At 74.2% G+C, this 13,969-nt stretch carries 14 protein-coding genes; 7 read left to right on the plus strand and 7 right to left on the minus strand.

Annotation, left to right across the window (positions count from 1 at the left end):
* Window positions 1–104: 104 nt before the first annotated feature.
* Complete coding sequence (locus AC0B9F_RS07805) at window positions 105–2,252, minus strand: phage holin family protein (protein WP_472000873.1); 2,148 nt, start codon at window positions 2,250–2,252, stop codon at window positions 105–107.
* Between the two features lie 261 nt (window positions 2,253–2,513).
* On the opposite strand from AC0B9F_RS07805, the gene AC0B9F_RS07810 reads away from it, so the two are divergent.
* On the plus strand, window positions 2,514–2,972 hold the full coding sequence (locus tag AC0B9F_RS07810; RefSeq protein ID WP_471999675.1) for a group II truncated hemoglobin: 459 nt from the start codon (window positions 2,514–2,516) through the stop codon (window positions 2,970–2,972).
* A gap of 56 nt (window positions 2,973–3,028) precedes the next feature.
* Here the strand turns inward: AC0B9F_RS07810 and AC0B9F_RS07815 are convergent, their stop codons facing one another.
* On the minus strand, window positions 3,029–3,460 hold the full coding sequence (locus AC0B9F_RS07815; RefSeq protein WP_471999677.1) for a hypothetical protein: 432 nt from the start codon (window positions 3,458–3,460) through the stop codon (window positions 3,029–3,031).
* A gap of 84 nt (window positions 3,461–3,544) precedes the next feature.
* Here AC0B9F_RS07815 and AC0B9F_RS07820 point away from each other — a divergent pair, with 84 nt between their 5' ends.
* Window positions 3,545–4,318: an MBL fold metallo-hydrolase gene (locus AC0B9F_RS07820; RefSeq protein WP_471999679.1), complete on the plus strand. Its 774-nt coding sequence runs from the start codon at window positions 3,545–3,547 to the stop codon at window positions 4,316–4,318.
* Entirely contained in the window at window positions 4,315–4,941 is a 627-nt protein-coding gene (locus AC0B9F_RS07825) for a DedA family protein (protein WP_471999681.1), read from the plus strand. The genes AC0B9F_RS07820 and AC0B9F_RS07825 overlap by 4 nt, the downstream gene beginning before the upstream one ends.
* Window positions 4,942–4,982: 41 nt before the next feature.
* Here AC0B9F_RS07825 and AC0B9F_RS07830 read toward each other — a convergent pair whose 3' ends face one another.
* The 4 genes from AC0B9F_RS07830 to AC0B9F_RS07845 all read right to left on the minus strand — a co-directional run bounded on the left by AC0B9F_RS07830 (window position 4,983) and on the right by AC0B9F_RS07845 (window position 9,358).
* On the minus strand, window positions 4,983–6,146 hold the full coding sequence (locus tag AC0B9F_RS07830) for an MBL fold metallo-hydrolase (RefSeq protein ID WP_471999683.1): 1,164 nt from the start codon (window positions 6,144–6,146) through the stop codon (window positions 4,983–4,985).
* Window positions 6,143–7,390 (minus strand): aminotransferase class I/II-fold pyridoxal phosphate-dependent enzyme, encoded by a 1,248-nt coding sequence (locus tag AC0B9F_RS07835; RefSeq protein WP_471999685.1) that lies wholly within the window; start codon window positions 7,388–7,390, stop codon window positions 6,143–6,145. The genes AC0B9F_RS07830 and AC0B9F_RS07835 overlap by 4 nt, the downstream gene beginning before the upstream one ends.
* 133 nt (window positions 7,391–7,523) lie before the next feature.
* Window positions 7,524–8,345, minus strand: coding sequence for a hypothetical protein (locus AC0B9F_RS07840; protein WP_471999687.1), 822 nt, complete (start codon window positions 8,343–8,345; stop codon window positions 7,524–7,526).
* A gap of 233 nt (window positions 8,346–8,578) precedes the next feature.
* Window positions 8,579–9,358, minus strand: coding sequence for an RNA polymerase sigma factor SigF (locus AC0B9F_RS07845; RefSeq protein ID WP_471999689.1), 780 nt, complete (start codon window positions 9,356–9,358; stop codon window positions 8,579–8,581).
* A 277-nt stretch (window positions 9,359–9,635) separates the two neighbouring features.
* On the opposite strand from AC0B9F_RS07845, the gene AC0B9F_RS07850 reads away from it, so the two are divergent.
* The 3 genes from AC0B9F_RS07850 to AC0B9F_RS07860 are packed head-to-tail and all read left to right on the plus strand — an operon-like array spanning window position 9,636 to window position 12,398.
* Window positions 9,636–11,429 carry a thiamine pyrophosphate-requiring protein gene (locus tag AC0B9F_RS07850; protein WP_471999691.1) on the plus strand — a complete coding sequence of 598 codons (1,794 nt, stop codon included), beginning with the start codon at window positions 9,636–9,638 and terminating at the stop codon, window positions 11,427–11,429.
* A gap of 19 nt (window positions 11,430–11,448) precedes the next feature.
* Window positions 11,449–11,844, plus strand: coding sequence for a DUF2795 domain-containing protein (locus AC0B9F_RS07855; protein ID WP_471999693.1), 396 nt, complete (start codon window positions 11,449–11,451; stop codon window positions 11,842–11,844).
* Between the two features lie 2 nt (window positions 11,845–11,846).
* Window positions 11,847–12,398: a type 1 glutamine amidotransferase domain-containing protein gene (locus AC0B9F_RS07860; RefSeq protein WP_471999694.1), complete on the plus strand. Its 552-nt coding sequence runs from the start codon at window positions 11,847–11,849 to the stop codon at window positions 12,396–12,398.
* 110 nt (window positions 12,399–12,508) lie between these two features.
* Here AC0B9F_RS07860 and AC0B9F_RS07865 read toward each other — a convergent pair whose 3' ends face one another.
* Window positions 12,509–12,757: a DUF6158 family protein gene (locus AC0B9F_RS07865; protein WP_471999696.1), complete on the minus strand. Its 249-nt coding sequence runs from the start codon at window positions 12,755–12,757 to the stop codon at window positions 12,509–12,511.
* A gap of 90 nt (window positions 12,758–12,847) precedes the next feature.
* On the opposite strand from AC0B9F_RS07865, the gene AC0B9F_RS07870 reads away from it, so the two are divergent.
* Window positions 12,848–13,966 (plus strand): baeRF2 domain-containing protein, encoded by a 1,119-nt coding sequence (locus tag AC0B9F_RS07870; protein WP_471999698.1) that lies wholly within the window; start codon window positions 12,848–12,850, stop codon window positions 13,964–13,966.
* Window positions 13,967–13,969 lie beyond the last annotated feature (3 nt).

A 13,969-nucleotide genomic window follows, 5' to 3' on the forward strand; every position in this document is an offset into this window, starting at 1 on the left:
TGCTGGTGCCCGGGATCGCCGGGCGGCCCGCCCGGTGGCCGAGCCGGTGTCCGGGATCGCCGGACGACCGACCATGGTCGGTCACCGGTTCGAGACGCTCCAAATCACGCGCTTTTGTCCTGTACGGCCGGGTCGGGCACCGCAAAAGGTGCGCTCTCCAGCACCTCGGACCGGGAATCGTCCACCGGCACCTGGGGGCCGTCCGTCTCGCGCAGCCAGCGCCGCAGCACCCGGTGGACGTGCTCGGCGCCGACGAGGTCCACCCCGTCGGCCACGGGCGGGGACAGCGCCAGGGGCGACAGCAGGAAGGGCCGGCTCTGGGCGCCGCCGAGCCCGCCGTGGGAGCCGATCTGCTCCTCGAAGGCGAGCACCTCGCCGTCGGCGGGATCGTGGAAGGAGTTGACCATGATGTCGGCGGTGTGCGGGAAGGAGTGGGTGCGGCGCACGGCGTCGGCGGCGCCGGGCCCGAAGGGAGCGAGCGGCCCACAGCCGTCCTGCAACTCCGCGACGGGTGTCTCGGCCCCCCGCGCGCCGAGCACCACCCCGCCGTGCTCCGCGCTGCGCACGAGCAGGAAGCCGATGCCGGGATGGTTGGCGAGGGCCGGCAGCAGCGCGGGGTGGCGGGCGTCGATCTCCTCCCGGGTCATGCGGTGGGGGACGTCCGGGAAGGAGACCAGGCCGAGGTTGCCGGACGCGAGCACGACCGGCTCGGATCCCCGCCCGGGCGGCCGGTACTCCTCGCCGCCCTCCTCCACGGGACGGCGCAGCGCGGCACGCACGGCGTTGCGGGCCTCGGCGCCGCTCGGGGTGTCCCCTGCCCGAACGAAGCCGAGGGCCCGGGGAAGGGTCCGCCGGGCGCGGCGCGGCACGGGCAGCCCGCAGCCGGCGCGCACCAGCTCACCGAGGGTGAGGCCGTAGCGGGAGCGGAACGTCTCCCCGGGACTCTGCCCGTGATCGGACAGCACGACGATCCGGTACGGCCGGGGGGCGTGCTCGGCGGCCTTCTCGACGAGCGCGAGGGACCGGTCGAGCCGCTGCAGCACCTTCTCGGCGTCCCGGCTCGCCGGGCCGGAGTGGTGGGCGACCTCGTCGTAGGCGACGAGGTCGGCGTAGACGGCGGTGCGGCCGGCCAGCAGGTCGCCCATGACGGCGGCCACGACGACGTCGCGTTCGACGACGGTGGCGAAGGCGCGCACGAAGGGGTAGAGGCCGCCGCGGCCGACCCGCGGCTGCTGCTTGCGCAGCCGGGCCCGGACGGACTGGCCGACCTCCCGTCCGGCCTCGGCGAAGAAGGAGAGGGCGGTGCGGACGGCGTTGGCCGGGTCGGAGAAGTAGGCGAAGTACCCGGCGCGGGAGCGGTTGGCGCGGCCGATACGGGCGGACACGGACAGCACGAGGGCGTTCTCGTCGGCCCCGCCGCTGAAGAGGTTGCCGCGGCTGGCGCCGTCGGCGGTGAGCAGCCCGCCGTCCCGGGTGCGGCCGACGGCGCGGCGCTGGAGCTCCGCGGCGGAGGAGGGCCGGTTGCAGACCATCACCTCCCGCGTGTCCTTCTCGTACCAGCGGAAGGCGGGCACGTCGTGGTTGGAGCCGTGCAGGATGCCGAGCTGGCTGGCGCCGGTCTGGCTGGACCAGTCGGTGCGCCAGGGGATGAGCCGGTGGGTGGGCTCGCCGAGCCAGCGGGCGACGGTCGGCATCAGCCCCTTGGCCACGGCGCTACGGAGCACGTCGTGGCCGACGCCGTCGAGCTGGAGGAAGACGGTGCCGGGCCCGGACGGGCAGGGCGGCCCGTGCCGGCGCCGGCGGGTGGCGAGCCGCAGCAGCCGGCGCCGGTAGGCGTCGTCGTCGCGCACCGCGAGGGCGGCGCCGGTCGCGGAGGCCACGGCGGACATCACGGCGGCGACGATGACGGCGGTCTCGGGAGCGGCAGCGCTGTCGCCGGACGGATTGATCCGCAGGGCGAGCCACAGCAGCGACCCGTTGAGGAAGAACACCAGCAGCCCCAGCAGCAGGGCCGGCACGAGCAGCAGCAGCCGTACGAGCAGCGGCCACACCAGAGCCGACAGCAGGCCGAACGCCCCGGCCCCGAGCGCGGCGGTCACGGCGATCCGGGTCGCGCTGTCACCGTCGGCGGACTGCAACTGGAAGTCGGGCAGCAGCCCGGCGAGCACGAGCATGGTCACGGTGGACGCCGCCCAGACCACGGCACTGCGCCCCACCTGCCCGGCGACCCTCGCCCAACGCCCACCACCCAGCAAGCCCCACGCCTCCCTTCCCCGACCCGCACCCGGCGCGGGCCCACCCCGTACACCCTGTCATACCGGTCATACCGGCGTGCCCGGGGTGGGGCGGGGTGGAGGGATGCGGCGGGCGCGTGGCGGGGGGATGCGGGCGGGCGCGTGGCGCGGGCGGCCCAAGCGCCCGCGGCGACCAGCCCTGCCGAGAGCGAACATCCTTGGATCCGGGCCGTGTTGTGTGATAGCTGGGAGAACACATCCCGGCTCCCGGAGGCTGCCATGAGCGCCGAGCACACGAACACCCTGTACGAGGCTGTGGGTGGCGCCGACGCGCTGCGCCGGCTCTCCAGGACGTTCTACGAGGAGGTCCTGGCCGACCCCTTCCTCGCACCCGTCTTCGCCGACTTCACCGCCACCCATGTGGAGCACGTGGCCGTGTGGCTGGCGGAGGTCTTCTCGGGACCGGCCGTGTTCACGGCGGAGCACGGCGGGCACCAGGCCCTGCTCCGTGCCCATCTGGGGCTCGGCATCACGGAGGAACAGCGGGTGCGCTGGATGGAGCTGATGACGGCGGCCGTGGAGAAGGAACTGCCGGACGACGACCTGCTGCGCCGCAGGGTGGTGGAGTACTTCGACTGGGGCACGCGGATCGCCAAGGACGTGTCGGCCTCGGCACCGGACACGGACCTGGGCGCCCCCGGCCCCACCCCGCGCTGGGGCTGGGACGGCCTCGCCTGACCCGCCACCGCAGGTGCGGTCGGCCCTCCCCGGCCCACCGCGCTGCGGCGGAGCCGTCAGCGGCCGTCGTACCCGGCTGTCGGCATCGACAGCCGCCGATGCACCCGCGCCTTCATCTGCGCGTCGTACGCGGGCTCGGCGCTGCCGACCGTCTCCACCCGCACCCCGCGCCGCGCGCACTCCGCGGTGAACTCCTCCACCGAGGACAGCGCGGACTCCAGCACCCGCCGGCTCGGCGCGACGAACACGTCGCGCCCGGCCCGCACGCCGTCCCACAGCACGCAGTGATCGGCCCGCAGCCCCCGGACGAGCAGCTCGCGCGCGACGACGTAGCCGCGTTCGGCGGCCCAGCGGGCGCACATCGCGAACTGGCTGCGGGAGTCCACCAGAAAGGGGTCGCTGTCCAGCTCCTCCAGCGGCGTCAGGCCGGCGATCGACGTGACGCGGACCTGGGCCGAACGGCCGAAGGCACCCCGTACCTCTCCCATGGCGTCCCCCTCACCTCAGGGTTTCGCCGCCGACCCTACTCCTGCCCGTAGGCTTCGGGGGAGTCGCGCGAAGGAGGCATTGAGGTGGCGGTGGAGATCACCTGGTGGGGTCACGCCACCTGCACGGTGGAGGACTCGGACACCCGTGTGCTCACCGATCCGCTGTTCGCCCGCCGGCTGGCGCATCTGCGGCGCCGCCGCGGGGCGCTGCCGCCGCCGGACGCCTGGCGCGCGGACGTCGCACTGGTCTCCCATCTGCACGCCGACCACCTCCACGTGCCCTCCCTCGGGCGGCTCGCGCCGGGCACGCGCCTGCTGGTGCCCCGAGGCGCCCCGCGCGCCGTCCCGGGGCTGCGGCGCCTGACGCATCTGCACGTGCGCGAGATGGCGGCCGGCGACGAGATCCGGGTCGGCGATCTGGTGATCCGCGCGGTGCCGGCCGAGCACGACGGCCGCCGGCTGCCGTTCGGACCGCACCGCTCCCCCGCGCTGGGGTACGTCGTCGAGGGCGAGGCGCGCACCTACTTCGCCGGGGACACCGGGCTGTTCGAGTCGATGGCGAAGGAGGTCGGCCCGATCGAGGTGGCGCTGCTGCCGGTGGGCGGCTGGGGGCCGTACCTCGGGGAGGGGCATCTGGACGCGGGACGGGCGGCGCAGGCGCTGGCCCGGCTCGCGCCGCGCTGCGCGATACCCGTGCACTACGGCACGTACTGGCCGATCGGGATGGACGCGGTGCGCCCGCACGAATTCCATGCCCCCGGCGAGGAGTTCGTGCGGCTCGCGGCCCGCTGGGCCCCGGACGTGACCGTGCACCGGCCGGCGCACGGCGAGAGCGTGCGGCCGGCGGTCGGCCCGTGAGCTGGCTGGCCGCGGCGGTGACGGCGGTGCCGGCCCAGTCCACGCAGCAGGCGCTCGGCTATCCGTCGCTGTTCCTGCTGGTGTTGATCGGGGCGCTGGTGCCGGTGGTCCCGACGGGCGCGCTGGTGAGTTCGGCGGCGGTGGTGGCCTTCCACCAGACGGCGCCGTTCTCGCTGGCGCTGGTCTTCGTCACCGCCTCGCTGGCCGCCTTCTGCGGGGACGCCGCGCTGTACTGGCTGGGCCGGCGCGGGATGCGCTCGCACAGCGGCTCGCGCTGGCTGGAGGCGCTCCGCGCGCGGGCGCCGCAGGAGCGGCTGTCGCAGGCGCAGGAGAAGCTGGCGGAGCACGGGGTGGCGGTGCTGGTGCTGTCCCGGCTGGTGCCGGCGGGCCGTATCCCCGTGATGCTGGCGTGTCTGCTGGCGAAGTGGCCGCTGCGCCGTTTCGCCCGCGGCAATCTCCCGGCCTGTCTGGCGTGGGCGGTGACGTACCAGGTGATCGGCATCCTCGGCGGTTCGCTGTTCCCCGAGCCGTGGGAGGGCGTGGTCGCGGCGATCACGCTGACGATCGTGGTCAGCGCGGCCCCGGCCCTGTGGCGCCGGCTGCGCGGCACGCCGGCCCGCTAGCCCGCTGGCACGCCGGCCCGCCGGCCCGCTGGCCGGGAGCCTCAGTCGCCGGCTTCCAGCACCCGCGACGCGCCGACCGCCAGGTCCCACAGGTCGTCGCGGTCGAGCCCGGCCCTGTCCCACGCCTCGCGCACCCGCGTCAGCGGTTCCAGGACGGGTTCCGCGGAGAGGATGAACGTCCCCCAGTGCATCGGGGCCATGGCGCGCGCGCCGAGGTCCCGGGCGGCCTGGACGGCCTCTTCCGGGTCGCAGTGGACGTCGCTGAGCCACCAGCGCGGGTCGTAGGCGCCGATCGGGAGCAGGGCGAGGTCGATACCGGGGTAGCGGCGGCCGATACGGCTGAACCAGTGGCCGTATCCGGTGTCGCCGGCGAAGTACAGCCGCCGGCCGTCGGGCGCGGTGAGCACCCAGCCGCCCCACAGGCTGCGGCAGGTGTCGGTGAGCGTGCGTTTGGACCAGTGGTGGGCCGGGACGAAGTCGAAGCGGACCCCGGACAGTTCGGCGCCCTCCCACCAGTCCAGCTCGGTGACGCGGGTGAACCGGCGCCGCTGGAACCAGCCTCCGAGCCCGGCGGGGGCGAACACCGGGGTGTCGCGGGGCAGTCGGCGCAGCGTGGGCGCGTCGAGGTGGTCGTAGTGGTTGTGGCTGATGACGACGGCGTCGACGCGCGGCAGCGCCTCCCATTCCACGCCGACCGGCGTGATGCGGGCCGGGGTGCCGAGGATGCGGCGCGACCAGACGGGGTCGGTGAGCACGGTCAGCCCGCCGACCTGGACCACCCAACTGGCGTGCCCCGCCCAGGTGACGGCGAGGGTGCGGGCGTCGACGCGGGGCAGCGGGGCGGGCGCGTAGGGCAGGCGGGGGATGTCGGCCAGGCCCTCCTTGCCGGGGCGGACCGCGCCCTCGCGGGCGAAGCGGGCGATGGCCTTCAGGCCGGGCAGCGGTGCGGTGAGCCGGTCGTGGAAGGTCCGCGGCCACACCCGCCGCTCCCCCAGCGGGCGGGGTTCGGCCAGCGGCGGGAACGGCGGCGCGAAGGAGGATGAGGACGAGGACGCGGGGGTGTCGGATGCCGGGGGCTGGGGGCCTGGGGCGTGGGGGGACGGGGCGTGGGGGGACGGGGGCGGCGTCGTGGACGTGACTGGGAGCCGGGACGGCGTCGTGCTCGTGACCGTGCCGGTGGCCGGCGACTCGGACTGCTGCGTCATCGAGGAGGCTCCCATCGCTGGGCGTCGTCGCGGAGGTCGTCGAAGACGGACCGCACCGTGCTCAACGCGCGGTGCACGTGTGGCAGTTCCAACGGTGCGGGGGACGTGAGGCATTGCGCGCGTTCGGCGTCCGTGCCGCCCAGCAGCGGTCCGGTGGCCAGCCGCACGCGCAGCGCGGCGAGGTCGTCTCCGAAGCGGTGGCCGCCCGGCGCGGGCATCCCGAGCCGGGCGGTGAGGTAGTCCTCCAGGTCCTGGGCGTCGCTCACCCCGTGCCCGGAGAGCGCGGTGCGCAACGGGCCGAGGTCCACGTACAGATGACGGCCGGCCTGCGGCGGGCGGGCCAGGGCGCCCGCGGCGACGACGGTGTGGTGCACCGCGGCGGCCACGCGCGCGTGCAGCGTCACGGTGGCCGCCAGGCGGGTGGCGACCGGCTCGGGTTCGCTCAGCGCGTACGCGGCGGCGGCCGCGACGGGTGCGGCGATACGGGCGCCGAGCGCGGTGAGGATGTCCAGCACGCGCGCGTACAGCCCGCCGCCGCGGCCGTCGGCGGGGAACCGGGCGATCGCCGCGGGCCAGCCGGCCGGGAGCAGCGCGCCGGCCAGGTCGGTGACGACGGTGACCTGTCCGGGCAGCATCTCGGCGGGGCTGAGCAGCACGGTGCGGTGCCGGGCGTGCAGGGTGTCGCGCCAGGTCTCGTCGCTGACCAGGTGCAGTCCCTCGCCGGCGGCGGCCTCCACCGTCTCGTGCAGCAGCTCCGGCGGCGCGACGCTGCCGGTCGGGTCGTCGGCGGGCGACAGCACCAGCAGCCGCGGATCGCCCCCCTCGGCTCGCACCCGGCGGACGGTCTCCAGCAGGGCGTAGGGGTCGGGCACGCCGCCGGACTCGGCGGCGGTCGGCACATGGAAGACGGGTCTGCCCAGCACGCGCGCGTACGGGCCCCACCAGGCGGCGCAGGGCCGCGGCACCAGGACGTCACCGCCGAGGGCCGCGGTCAGCGCGAGCAGCAGCGCGGGCGCGCCGGGCGCGGCGGCGACGTGGCAGGGCTCGACGGCAAGGCCGCGCCGTTCCCAGTAGCCGCAGGCCGCCTCGGTCACGTCGGGTGAGCCGCCCACGGGTTCGGCGGCGGCCCGGTCGGCGGCGGCGCAGACGCGGGCGGTCAGTTCGGGGAGCACCGGCAGTCCGGTGCCGGGCAGTGGGGGGCCGTAGCGGACGGGGCCGTGCCCTTCGGGGTCGGTCCGCCGCATGCGTGCCTCCGCGCAGTCGCTCATGCCGTGGGGCGGGCCGGTGCCGTGTCACCGCCTCGCCGCCCGGGTACCCACGTCGTGCGCCCCCCATGGCTCGGGGTGCGGGTCGCGCCGGTCACATCGGCCGCTCGGCTCAGGGGTGGTCCTGCTCCCGCCGGCGCAGCCGGTGCGCCGTGGCGCCGGCCGCGCCCAGGATGAGCAGGCCGCCGGCCACCAGGGCGGGCGCCGAGGTGGTGAAGGTGCCGCCCTCGCCCGCCTGCACCCCGTGCTCGATCGCCGGGGGCCGCCCGGTGGGCTGCTGCCGGCCGGGTTCCTGGGCGGGCGGCGACAGCTTGTCCCCCTTGCCTCCGACGTCTTCCCGGCCGCCCTGGTCTCCCTGGTCTGACTGGTCTGCCGGGCCTGCCTTGTCGCCGCAGGGCGTGAGGTACGGCTCGGGGCAGGCCGGGGCGGCGGTGGCGCCGTGGGAGGCGGAGCCGTGGGCGACGTCGAATGTGGTGGTCCAGGACCGGCCCTTTCCGCCCGGCGGCGCCGGGCAGGTGCCGTCCACGGTCCAGCCGGCGCCGGGTCCGCCGCCGGTCAGGCCCTCGAAGTCCGCGGCGGACGCGATCTTCGCGGTGCCCTTGTAGACGGGCCCGGACAGCTCGTCGTCGCCGCCGGGCACCTTCTGCAGCTTCACGGTGCCGTCCGCGAAGGCCGCCTCGGAACTGGCGTCGATGCTCTGGGGCGCGGGCCCGCCCGTCGGGTCGCAGGTCACGGACACGGTGACGGTGCCGCCCGGTTCCACCGAGGCGGGACTGATCTGTGCTGCCGGTGCGGCCGCGTCGCCCGGGCCGGCCTCCACGGCCGTGTCCAGGGGGTCGGCGGGGTCGGCCGGGTCATCCGCGGCCACGGCCGGTGCGGCACCGGCCAGCACGACCAGCGCGGCGACGGACAGGGCACGGGCGGTGCGGCGCATGGGGAGAACTCCTTCGGCCGTACGACTGCGGGCACGGGGGTGTCGTGCCGTACAGCCATGACAGCCCGCCCTGTCGCAGGACGCGCGCGGCCGGACCCCATTGGGGGGACGGACGAGAGCCGACGGAGTGATTCAGCCGGCCTCATGTGCAGCGCCGGCAGGGGCGCGGGGAACCGCGCGACCAGCCACCGGCCACCCGCACCCGGAAAACGGACAAGCACCCCCACGCGGCGCTACTCCGCCAACACATCATCCCGCAGCCGCGTCACGCACCGGCTGATCAGCCGGGACACATGCATCTGCGAGATCCCCAGCTCCTCCGCGATCCGGCTCTGCGTCATGTCCCCGAAGAACCGCATGTGGAGGATCGCCCGCTCCCGCTCCGGCAGCGCCGCCAGCCGCGGCCGCACCGCCTCGCGGTCGACGACCCTGTCCAGCGCCGCGTCGGGTGAGCCGAGCGTGTCGGTCAGCGCGTAGCCGCCCTCGGCGCCCTGCATCTCCGCGTCCAGGGACAGCGCGGTGAAGCTCTCCAGCGCCTCCAGTCCGGCCTTGACGTCCTCCTCGCTCAGTTGTGTGCGCTCGGCGATCTGCTCGACGGTGGGCCGGCTGCCGGAGCCGGTGGACAGGTCCCGGAGGGCGGCGCGGACCCGGTTGCGCAGGTCCTGGACGCGGCGCGGCACATGCAGGGTCCACATGTGGTCGCGGAAGTGGCGCTTGATCTCGCCGGTGATGGTGGGCACGGCGTAGCTCTCGAAGGCGTTGCCGAGCTCGGGGTCGTAGCGGTCGACGGCCTTGACCAGGCCAAGGGCGGCGACCTGGCGCAGGTCGTCGTAGGACTCGCCGCGGTTGCGGAAGCGTCCGGCGAGGCGCTCGGCCATCGGCAGCCAGGCCTCGGTGATCTCGGCGCGCAGGGCGTCACGCTGCGGCCCCGGCGGCAGCGCGGCGAGCGTGCGGAAGGCCTCGCCGGTGTCGGGGGCGTCGTCGTGCGGGTGCGTGCCGGTTCGGGTTCGCATGGTGCGTCGCTCTCCCCTGGGTGCTCTGGGTGGACGGTCACCGAGGGAATGCGGCAGGCCCGGACGGGGTACGCCGGGGCCACGTGCAGCCGTTCCCACGGACGTGCCTCCGTTCCGAAGCACTGTGATCCTGCGCCTGCCCTCGCCCCCGGCGGGCAAACCCGGGCGCAGGTTTTCCGGTGTGCCTGCGGGTGACTCGTCCCGTGCTGACGCTCACCCAAGCCCGTACGACCCGAAGCCCGTGCGACCTGAAGCCTGTGCGACCTGGAGGTCCTTCATGAGCAGCAAGGTGTCCGACTACGTCCTCGAACGGCTGCGCGACTGGGGCGTGGAGTGCGTCTTCGGTTATCCGGGTGACGGCATCAACGGGCTGCTCGCCGCCTGGGGACGCGCCGAGGACAGGCCTCGCTTCATCCAGTCCCGGCACGAGGAGATGTCCGCGTTCGAGGCGGTCGGATACGCCAAGTTCAGCGGTCGTCTGGGGGTGTGCGCGGCGACGTCCGGGCCCGGCGCGATCCACCTGCTGAACGGGCTGTACGACGCGAAGCTGGACCATGTGCCGGTGGTGGCGATCGTCGGCCAGACGCACCGCACCGCGATGGGCGGCTCCTACCAGCAGGAGGTCGACCTGCACACGCTCTACAAGGACGTCGCCTCCGACTTCGTGGAGACGGTGACGGTGCCCGAACAGCTGCCGAACGTGCTGGACCGTGCGATCCGCACCGCGTACGCGCGCCGGGCCCCTACGGCTGTGATCATCCCCGGTGACGTGCAGGAGCTGGAGTACTCGCCGCCGGGGCACGCGTTCAAGATGGTGCCCTCCAGCCTGGACCGCAGCTCGTGGACGGCGGTGCCCTCGGAGGAGGCGCTGCGGCGGGCGGCGGAGGTGCTGAACGCCGGCGACAAAGTGGCGATCCTGGTCGGCCAGGGCGCGGCACACGCGCGTGCGGAGGTGCAGCACATCGCGGAACTGCTCGGCGCGGGCGTGGCGAAGGCGCTGCTCGGCAAGGACGTCCTCAGTGACGAACTGCCGTACGTCACCGGCTCGATCGGCCTGCTGGGCACCCGGGCGAGCTATGAGCTGATGCGGGACTGCGACACGCTGCTGACGATCGGCTCGTCGTTCCCGTACTCGCAGTTCCTGCCCGAGTTCGGCAAGGCCCGGGCGGTGCAGATCGACATCGACCCGCACATGGTGGGCATGCGTTACCCGTACGAGGTGAACCTGGTCGGTGACGCGAAGGCGACGCTGGACCGGCTGATCCCGATGATCGACTCGGGGCGCGGCCGGGAGTGGTTCGACACGGTGTGCGACAACGTGCAGCGCTGGCAGCAGGTGATGGAACGGCGCGCGCACCTGTCGGCCGATCCGATCAACCCGGAGTACGTCGCCGCCGCGCTGGACCCGCTGCTGCCGGACAACGCGATCATCACCTCCGACTCGGGGTCGACCGCGAACTGGTACGCCCGGCACATCACGATGCGCGGCACCATGCGCGGGTCGCTGTCCGGCACGCTGGCCACGATGGGCCCCGGGGTGCCGTACGCGATCGGTGCGAAGTTCGCCCACCCGGACCGGCCGGTGGTGGCGCTGGTCGGCGACGGGGCGATGCAGATGAACGGCCTCGCCGAGATGATCACCGCGGCGAAGTACGCCGACCGCTGGGAGGACCGGCGGATGGTGGTGGCCGTGTGGAACAACCAGGACCTCAACCAGGTGACGTGGGAGATGCGGGCCATGGAGGGCGCGCCGTCCTTCGTTCAGTCGCAGGCGATCCCGGACGTGCAGTACGCGGCGTTCGCCCGTTCGCTGGGACTGACCGGCGTGCGGGTGGAGAAGCCGGAGGACGTGGAGGCGGGCTGGCGGGCCGGTCTGGAGGCCGACGGTCCGGCGGTGATCGAGTTCCTCACCGACCCCGCGGTGCCGCCGATCCCCCCGCACGCCACCTGGGAGCAGATGGAGGCCACGATCGCGTCGATCCTCAAGGGCGACGCCGATCGGGGCTCGATGGTCAAGCAGGGCTTCAAGGCGAAGGTGCAGGAGTTCCTGCCGGGCCGCGAGAAGAAGTGACCGCCGAAAGGAGCGGGACATGCAGCGAGGCAGCGACCGGATGAGCGTCCACCGCGACAACGAGAGGAAGCACGAACTCCAGGGTCTGCTCAGGTCCGGCCACCCGACCCGGACCGAGGAGTGGCACGACCCGGAACCGGCTGCCGACGACGACCCGGAGGTCTGGGGCGGCCCGGTGGCGCCCGGCGGTCTCGGTTCCTCCCTGGAGACGGTGCGGCTGGAGCTGGCCCGGATCCTGGGCCGCGGCTCCTTCCCGGCCTCACTTCATGAACTGATCGGTGTACTGCGCCGCAACAACGCGCCGGACGCGCTCGTGGACGCGCTGGAGGGCCTGCCCCGCAAGGCGCACTACGGCAACGTCCAGCAGCTGGCCGAGGCGGTCACCGGCACACCGTCGACCCGCACGAAAGGATGATCATGCGTATCGCTTTCCTGGTGGCCCCCGAGGGCGTCGAACAGGTCGAGCTGACCGACCCGTGGCAGGCGGCGAAGGACGCCGGGCACGAACCGGTCCTGGTGTCGACGAAGCCGGGTGAGATCCAGGCGTTCAACCACCTGGACAAGGCCGACACCTTCCCCGTCGACGAGGTCGTCCAGGACGCCTCCGCCGGTTCCTTCGGCGGGCTCGTGCTGCCCGGCGGCGTCGCCAACCCGGACTTCCTGCGGATGGACGACAAGGCTGTGGCGTTCGTCAAGGACTTCTTCACGCGGGGCCTTCCGGTCGCCGCGATCTGCCACGCCCCGTGGACGCTGGTCGAGGCCGACGTCGTACGGGGGCGGGTGCTGACCTCCTGGCCGAGCCTTCAGACGGACATCCGCAACGCGGGCGGCAGCTGGGTGGACGAGCAGGTGAAGGTCTGCGACCACGGGCCGAACAAGCTGGTCACCAGCCGCAAGCCGGACGATCTGAAGGCGTTCCGCGAGACGTATCTGGAGGTGTTCGCGCAGGAGTCCGGACAGGCCGCCTGAGTGACGGCGGGCCCGGCGGGCCGCCTCGCCCGTGCCGGGCCCGCCACAGCGGAGACAGACCCGTGCCGGCCGCCGGGCAGGCGGCCGGCACGAGCCCCGGCGTCATCGGGTCAGGAGCGGGGAGTCGCCGACTCCCCGCTCCCGCGTTCCCGGGCGCCTTCCCGGGTACGGCCGGCCGCGACGGGACGGCTCGGGTTGCGGCGCAGGAACTCGCCCTCGAGTTGCGCCATGCGTTCGTTGTGGGCGCGCAGCGCGTCGTTCGAGCCGTACAGCAGGGTGTCGTGACGCGTGCGGTGGATGGTCTCCAGCTCCCTCATCAGCTGCTGGTCGTCCAGTCGCTCTGGGTCGACTCCGCTCATGGTGGCCCCGTCCGGTCGGTCGTGTTCGTGTCTGCGGTCCGGGTACCCGCCCGGTGAGCACTACCCCCGAGCGCATCACGGGAGGGAGCCATGGATCTCGCCTTTCTGCATCCACTCTATGAACACTCCGGCCCCTGGGCCTCCGTCTACCTCGAGCTGTCCCGCCATGCGGAGGACACGGCGCACGAACGGGAACTGACGGCTCAGGCCGTGGCGCGGGAGCTGGCCGGACAAGGAGCGGACGAGGCGACCTGCCGTGCGGTGCGCGATGCGGTGGACGAGTTGCGCCATGCGAGTGATCCGCACGGCCGCGCGCTGTTCGCGCGCGACGGTGAGGTGGTGCTGGATCCGCCGCTGGCACGGCCGCCGGCGCGGGGCAGCTCCGCGCAGTGGGCTCCGCTGCCGCGGGTGTCGCCGCTGCTGGAGCTCGCCGGGGAGGACCCGGTGTGCGTGGTGGCGTACGTCGACCGCAAGGGCGCGGACTTCGAGCTGCGCTCGGGCCTCGGCAGCCAGGAGGCCGGCTCGGTCAGCGGACGGCAGTGGCCGGTGCACCGCACCAGCTCGGTCGACTGGTCGGAGCGGCATTTCCAGCTGCGGGTGGAGAACACCTGGGAACACAACGCGGCGGAGATCGCCGACGCGCTCGCGGTGTGCCAGGAGGAGACCCGCGCCGACCTGCTGATCCTGGTGGGTGACGTGCGGGAGCGGCGCGCCGTGCACGAGCGGCTGCCGCAGCGGCTGCACGGGAGTGTCGTCGAGGCCGATCACGGCAGTGGCAGCCGGCTGCTCGACGGGGAGGTGGAGCGGGCGCGCGCGGAGCATGTGCGGCGGCGGGCGCAGGAGGACCTGGACCGTTTCCTGGCCGCTCGCACGACCGGCGGCGAGGGCCGCACGGCCGCCGTGGAGGGCGTTCCCGCGCTGGTGGAGGCGGCCCGGGAGCACCGTATCGACGAGCTGCTGATCCGTCCGGACGGCCCGGACACCCACCGCGAGGTGTGGATCGGCGAGGACCCCGACCAGCTGGCGGTCCGCCGCACCGAGCTGAAGACGCTCGGTGAGCAGCACTCCTGGTCGGCGCGGGCGGACGACGCCCTGCTGCGCTCGGTGGTGACGACGGGCGCCCCGGCCGTGTCGGTCACCCCGGCCCTGCCGGAACACGCCGACGACACCCCGGCGGGCGGCCTCGGCGCGCTGCTGCGCTGGAGCTGAGGC

The organism is Streptomyces sp. NPDC097129 (assembly GCF_055668065.1).

Bases quoted from the DNA above. Each gene is read 5' to 3' on its own strand.
- AC0B9F_RS07810 (WP_471999675.1), top strand. From the start codon at position 2,514: ATGAGCGCCGAGCACACGAACACCCTGTACGAGGCTGTGGGTGGCGCC.
- AC0B9F_RS07815 (WP_471999677.1), bottom strand. From the start codon at position 3,460: ATGGGAGAGGTACGGGGTGCCTTCGGCCGTTCGGCCCAGGTCCGCGTC.
- AC0B9F_RS07830 (WP_471999683.1), bottom strand. From the start codon at position 6,146: ATGACGCAGCAGTCCGAGTCGCCGGCCACCGGCACGGTCACGAGCACG.
- AC0B9F_RS07835 (WP_471999685.1), bottom strand. From the start codon at position 7,390: ATGCGGCGGACCGACCCCGAAGGGCACGGCCCCGTCCGCTACGGCCCC.
- AC0B9F_RS07840 (WP_471999687.1), bottom strand. From the start codon at position 8,345: ATGCGCCGCACCGCCCGTGCCCTGTCCGTCGCCGCGCTGGTCGTGCTG.
- AC0B9F_RS07845 (WP_471999689.1), bottom strand. From the start codon at position 9,358: ATGCGAACCCGAACCGGCACGCACCCGCACGACGACGCCCCCGACACC.
- AC0B9F_RS07850 (WP_471999691.1), top strand. From the start codon at position 9,636: ATGAGCAGCAAGGTGTCCGACTACGTCCTCGAACGGCTGCGCGACTGG.
- AC0B9F_RS07855 (WP_471999693.1), top strand. From the start codon at position 11,449: ATGCAGCGAGGCAGCGACCGGATGAGCGTCCACCGCGACAACGAGAGG.
- AC0B9F_RS07860 (WP_471999694.1), top strand. From the start codon at position 11,847: ATGCGTATCGCTTTCCTGGTGGCCCCCGAGGGCGTCGAACAGGTCGAG.
- AC0B9F_RS07865 (WP_471999696.1), bottom strand. From the start codon at position 12,757: ATGAGCGGAGTCGACCCAGAGCGACTGGACGACCAGCAGCTGATGAGG.
- AC0B9F_RS07870 (WP_471999698.1), top strand. From the start codon at position 12,848: ATGGATCTCGCCTTTCTGCATCCACTCTATGAACACTCCGGCCCCTGG.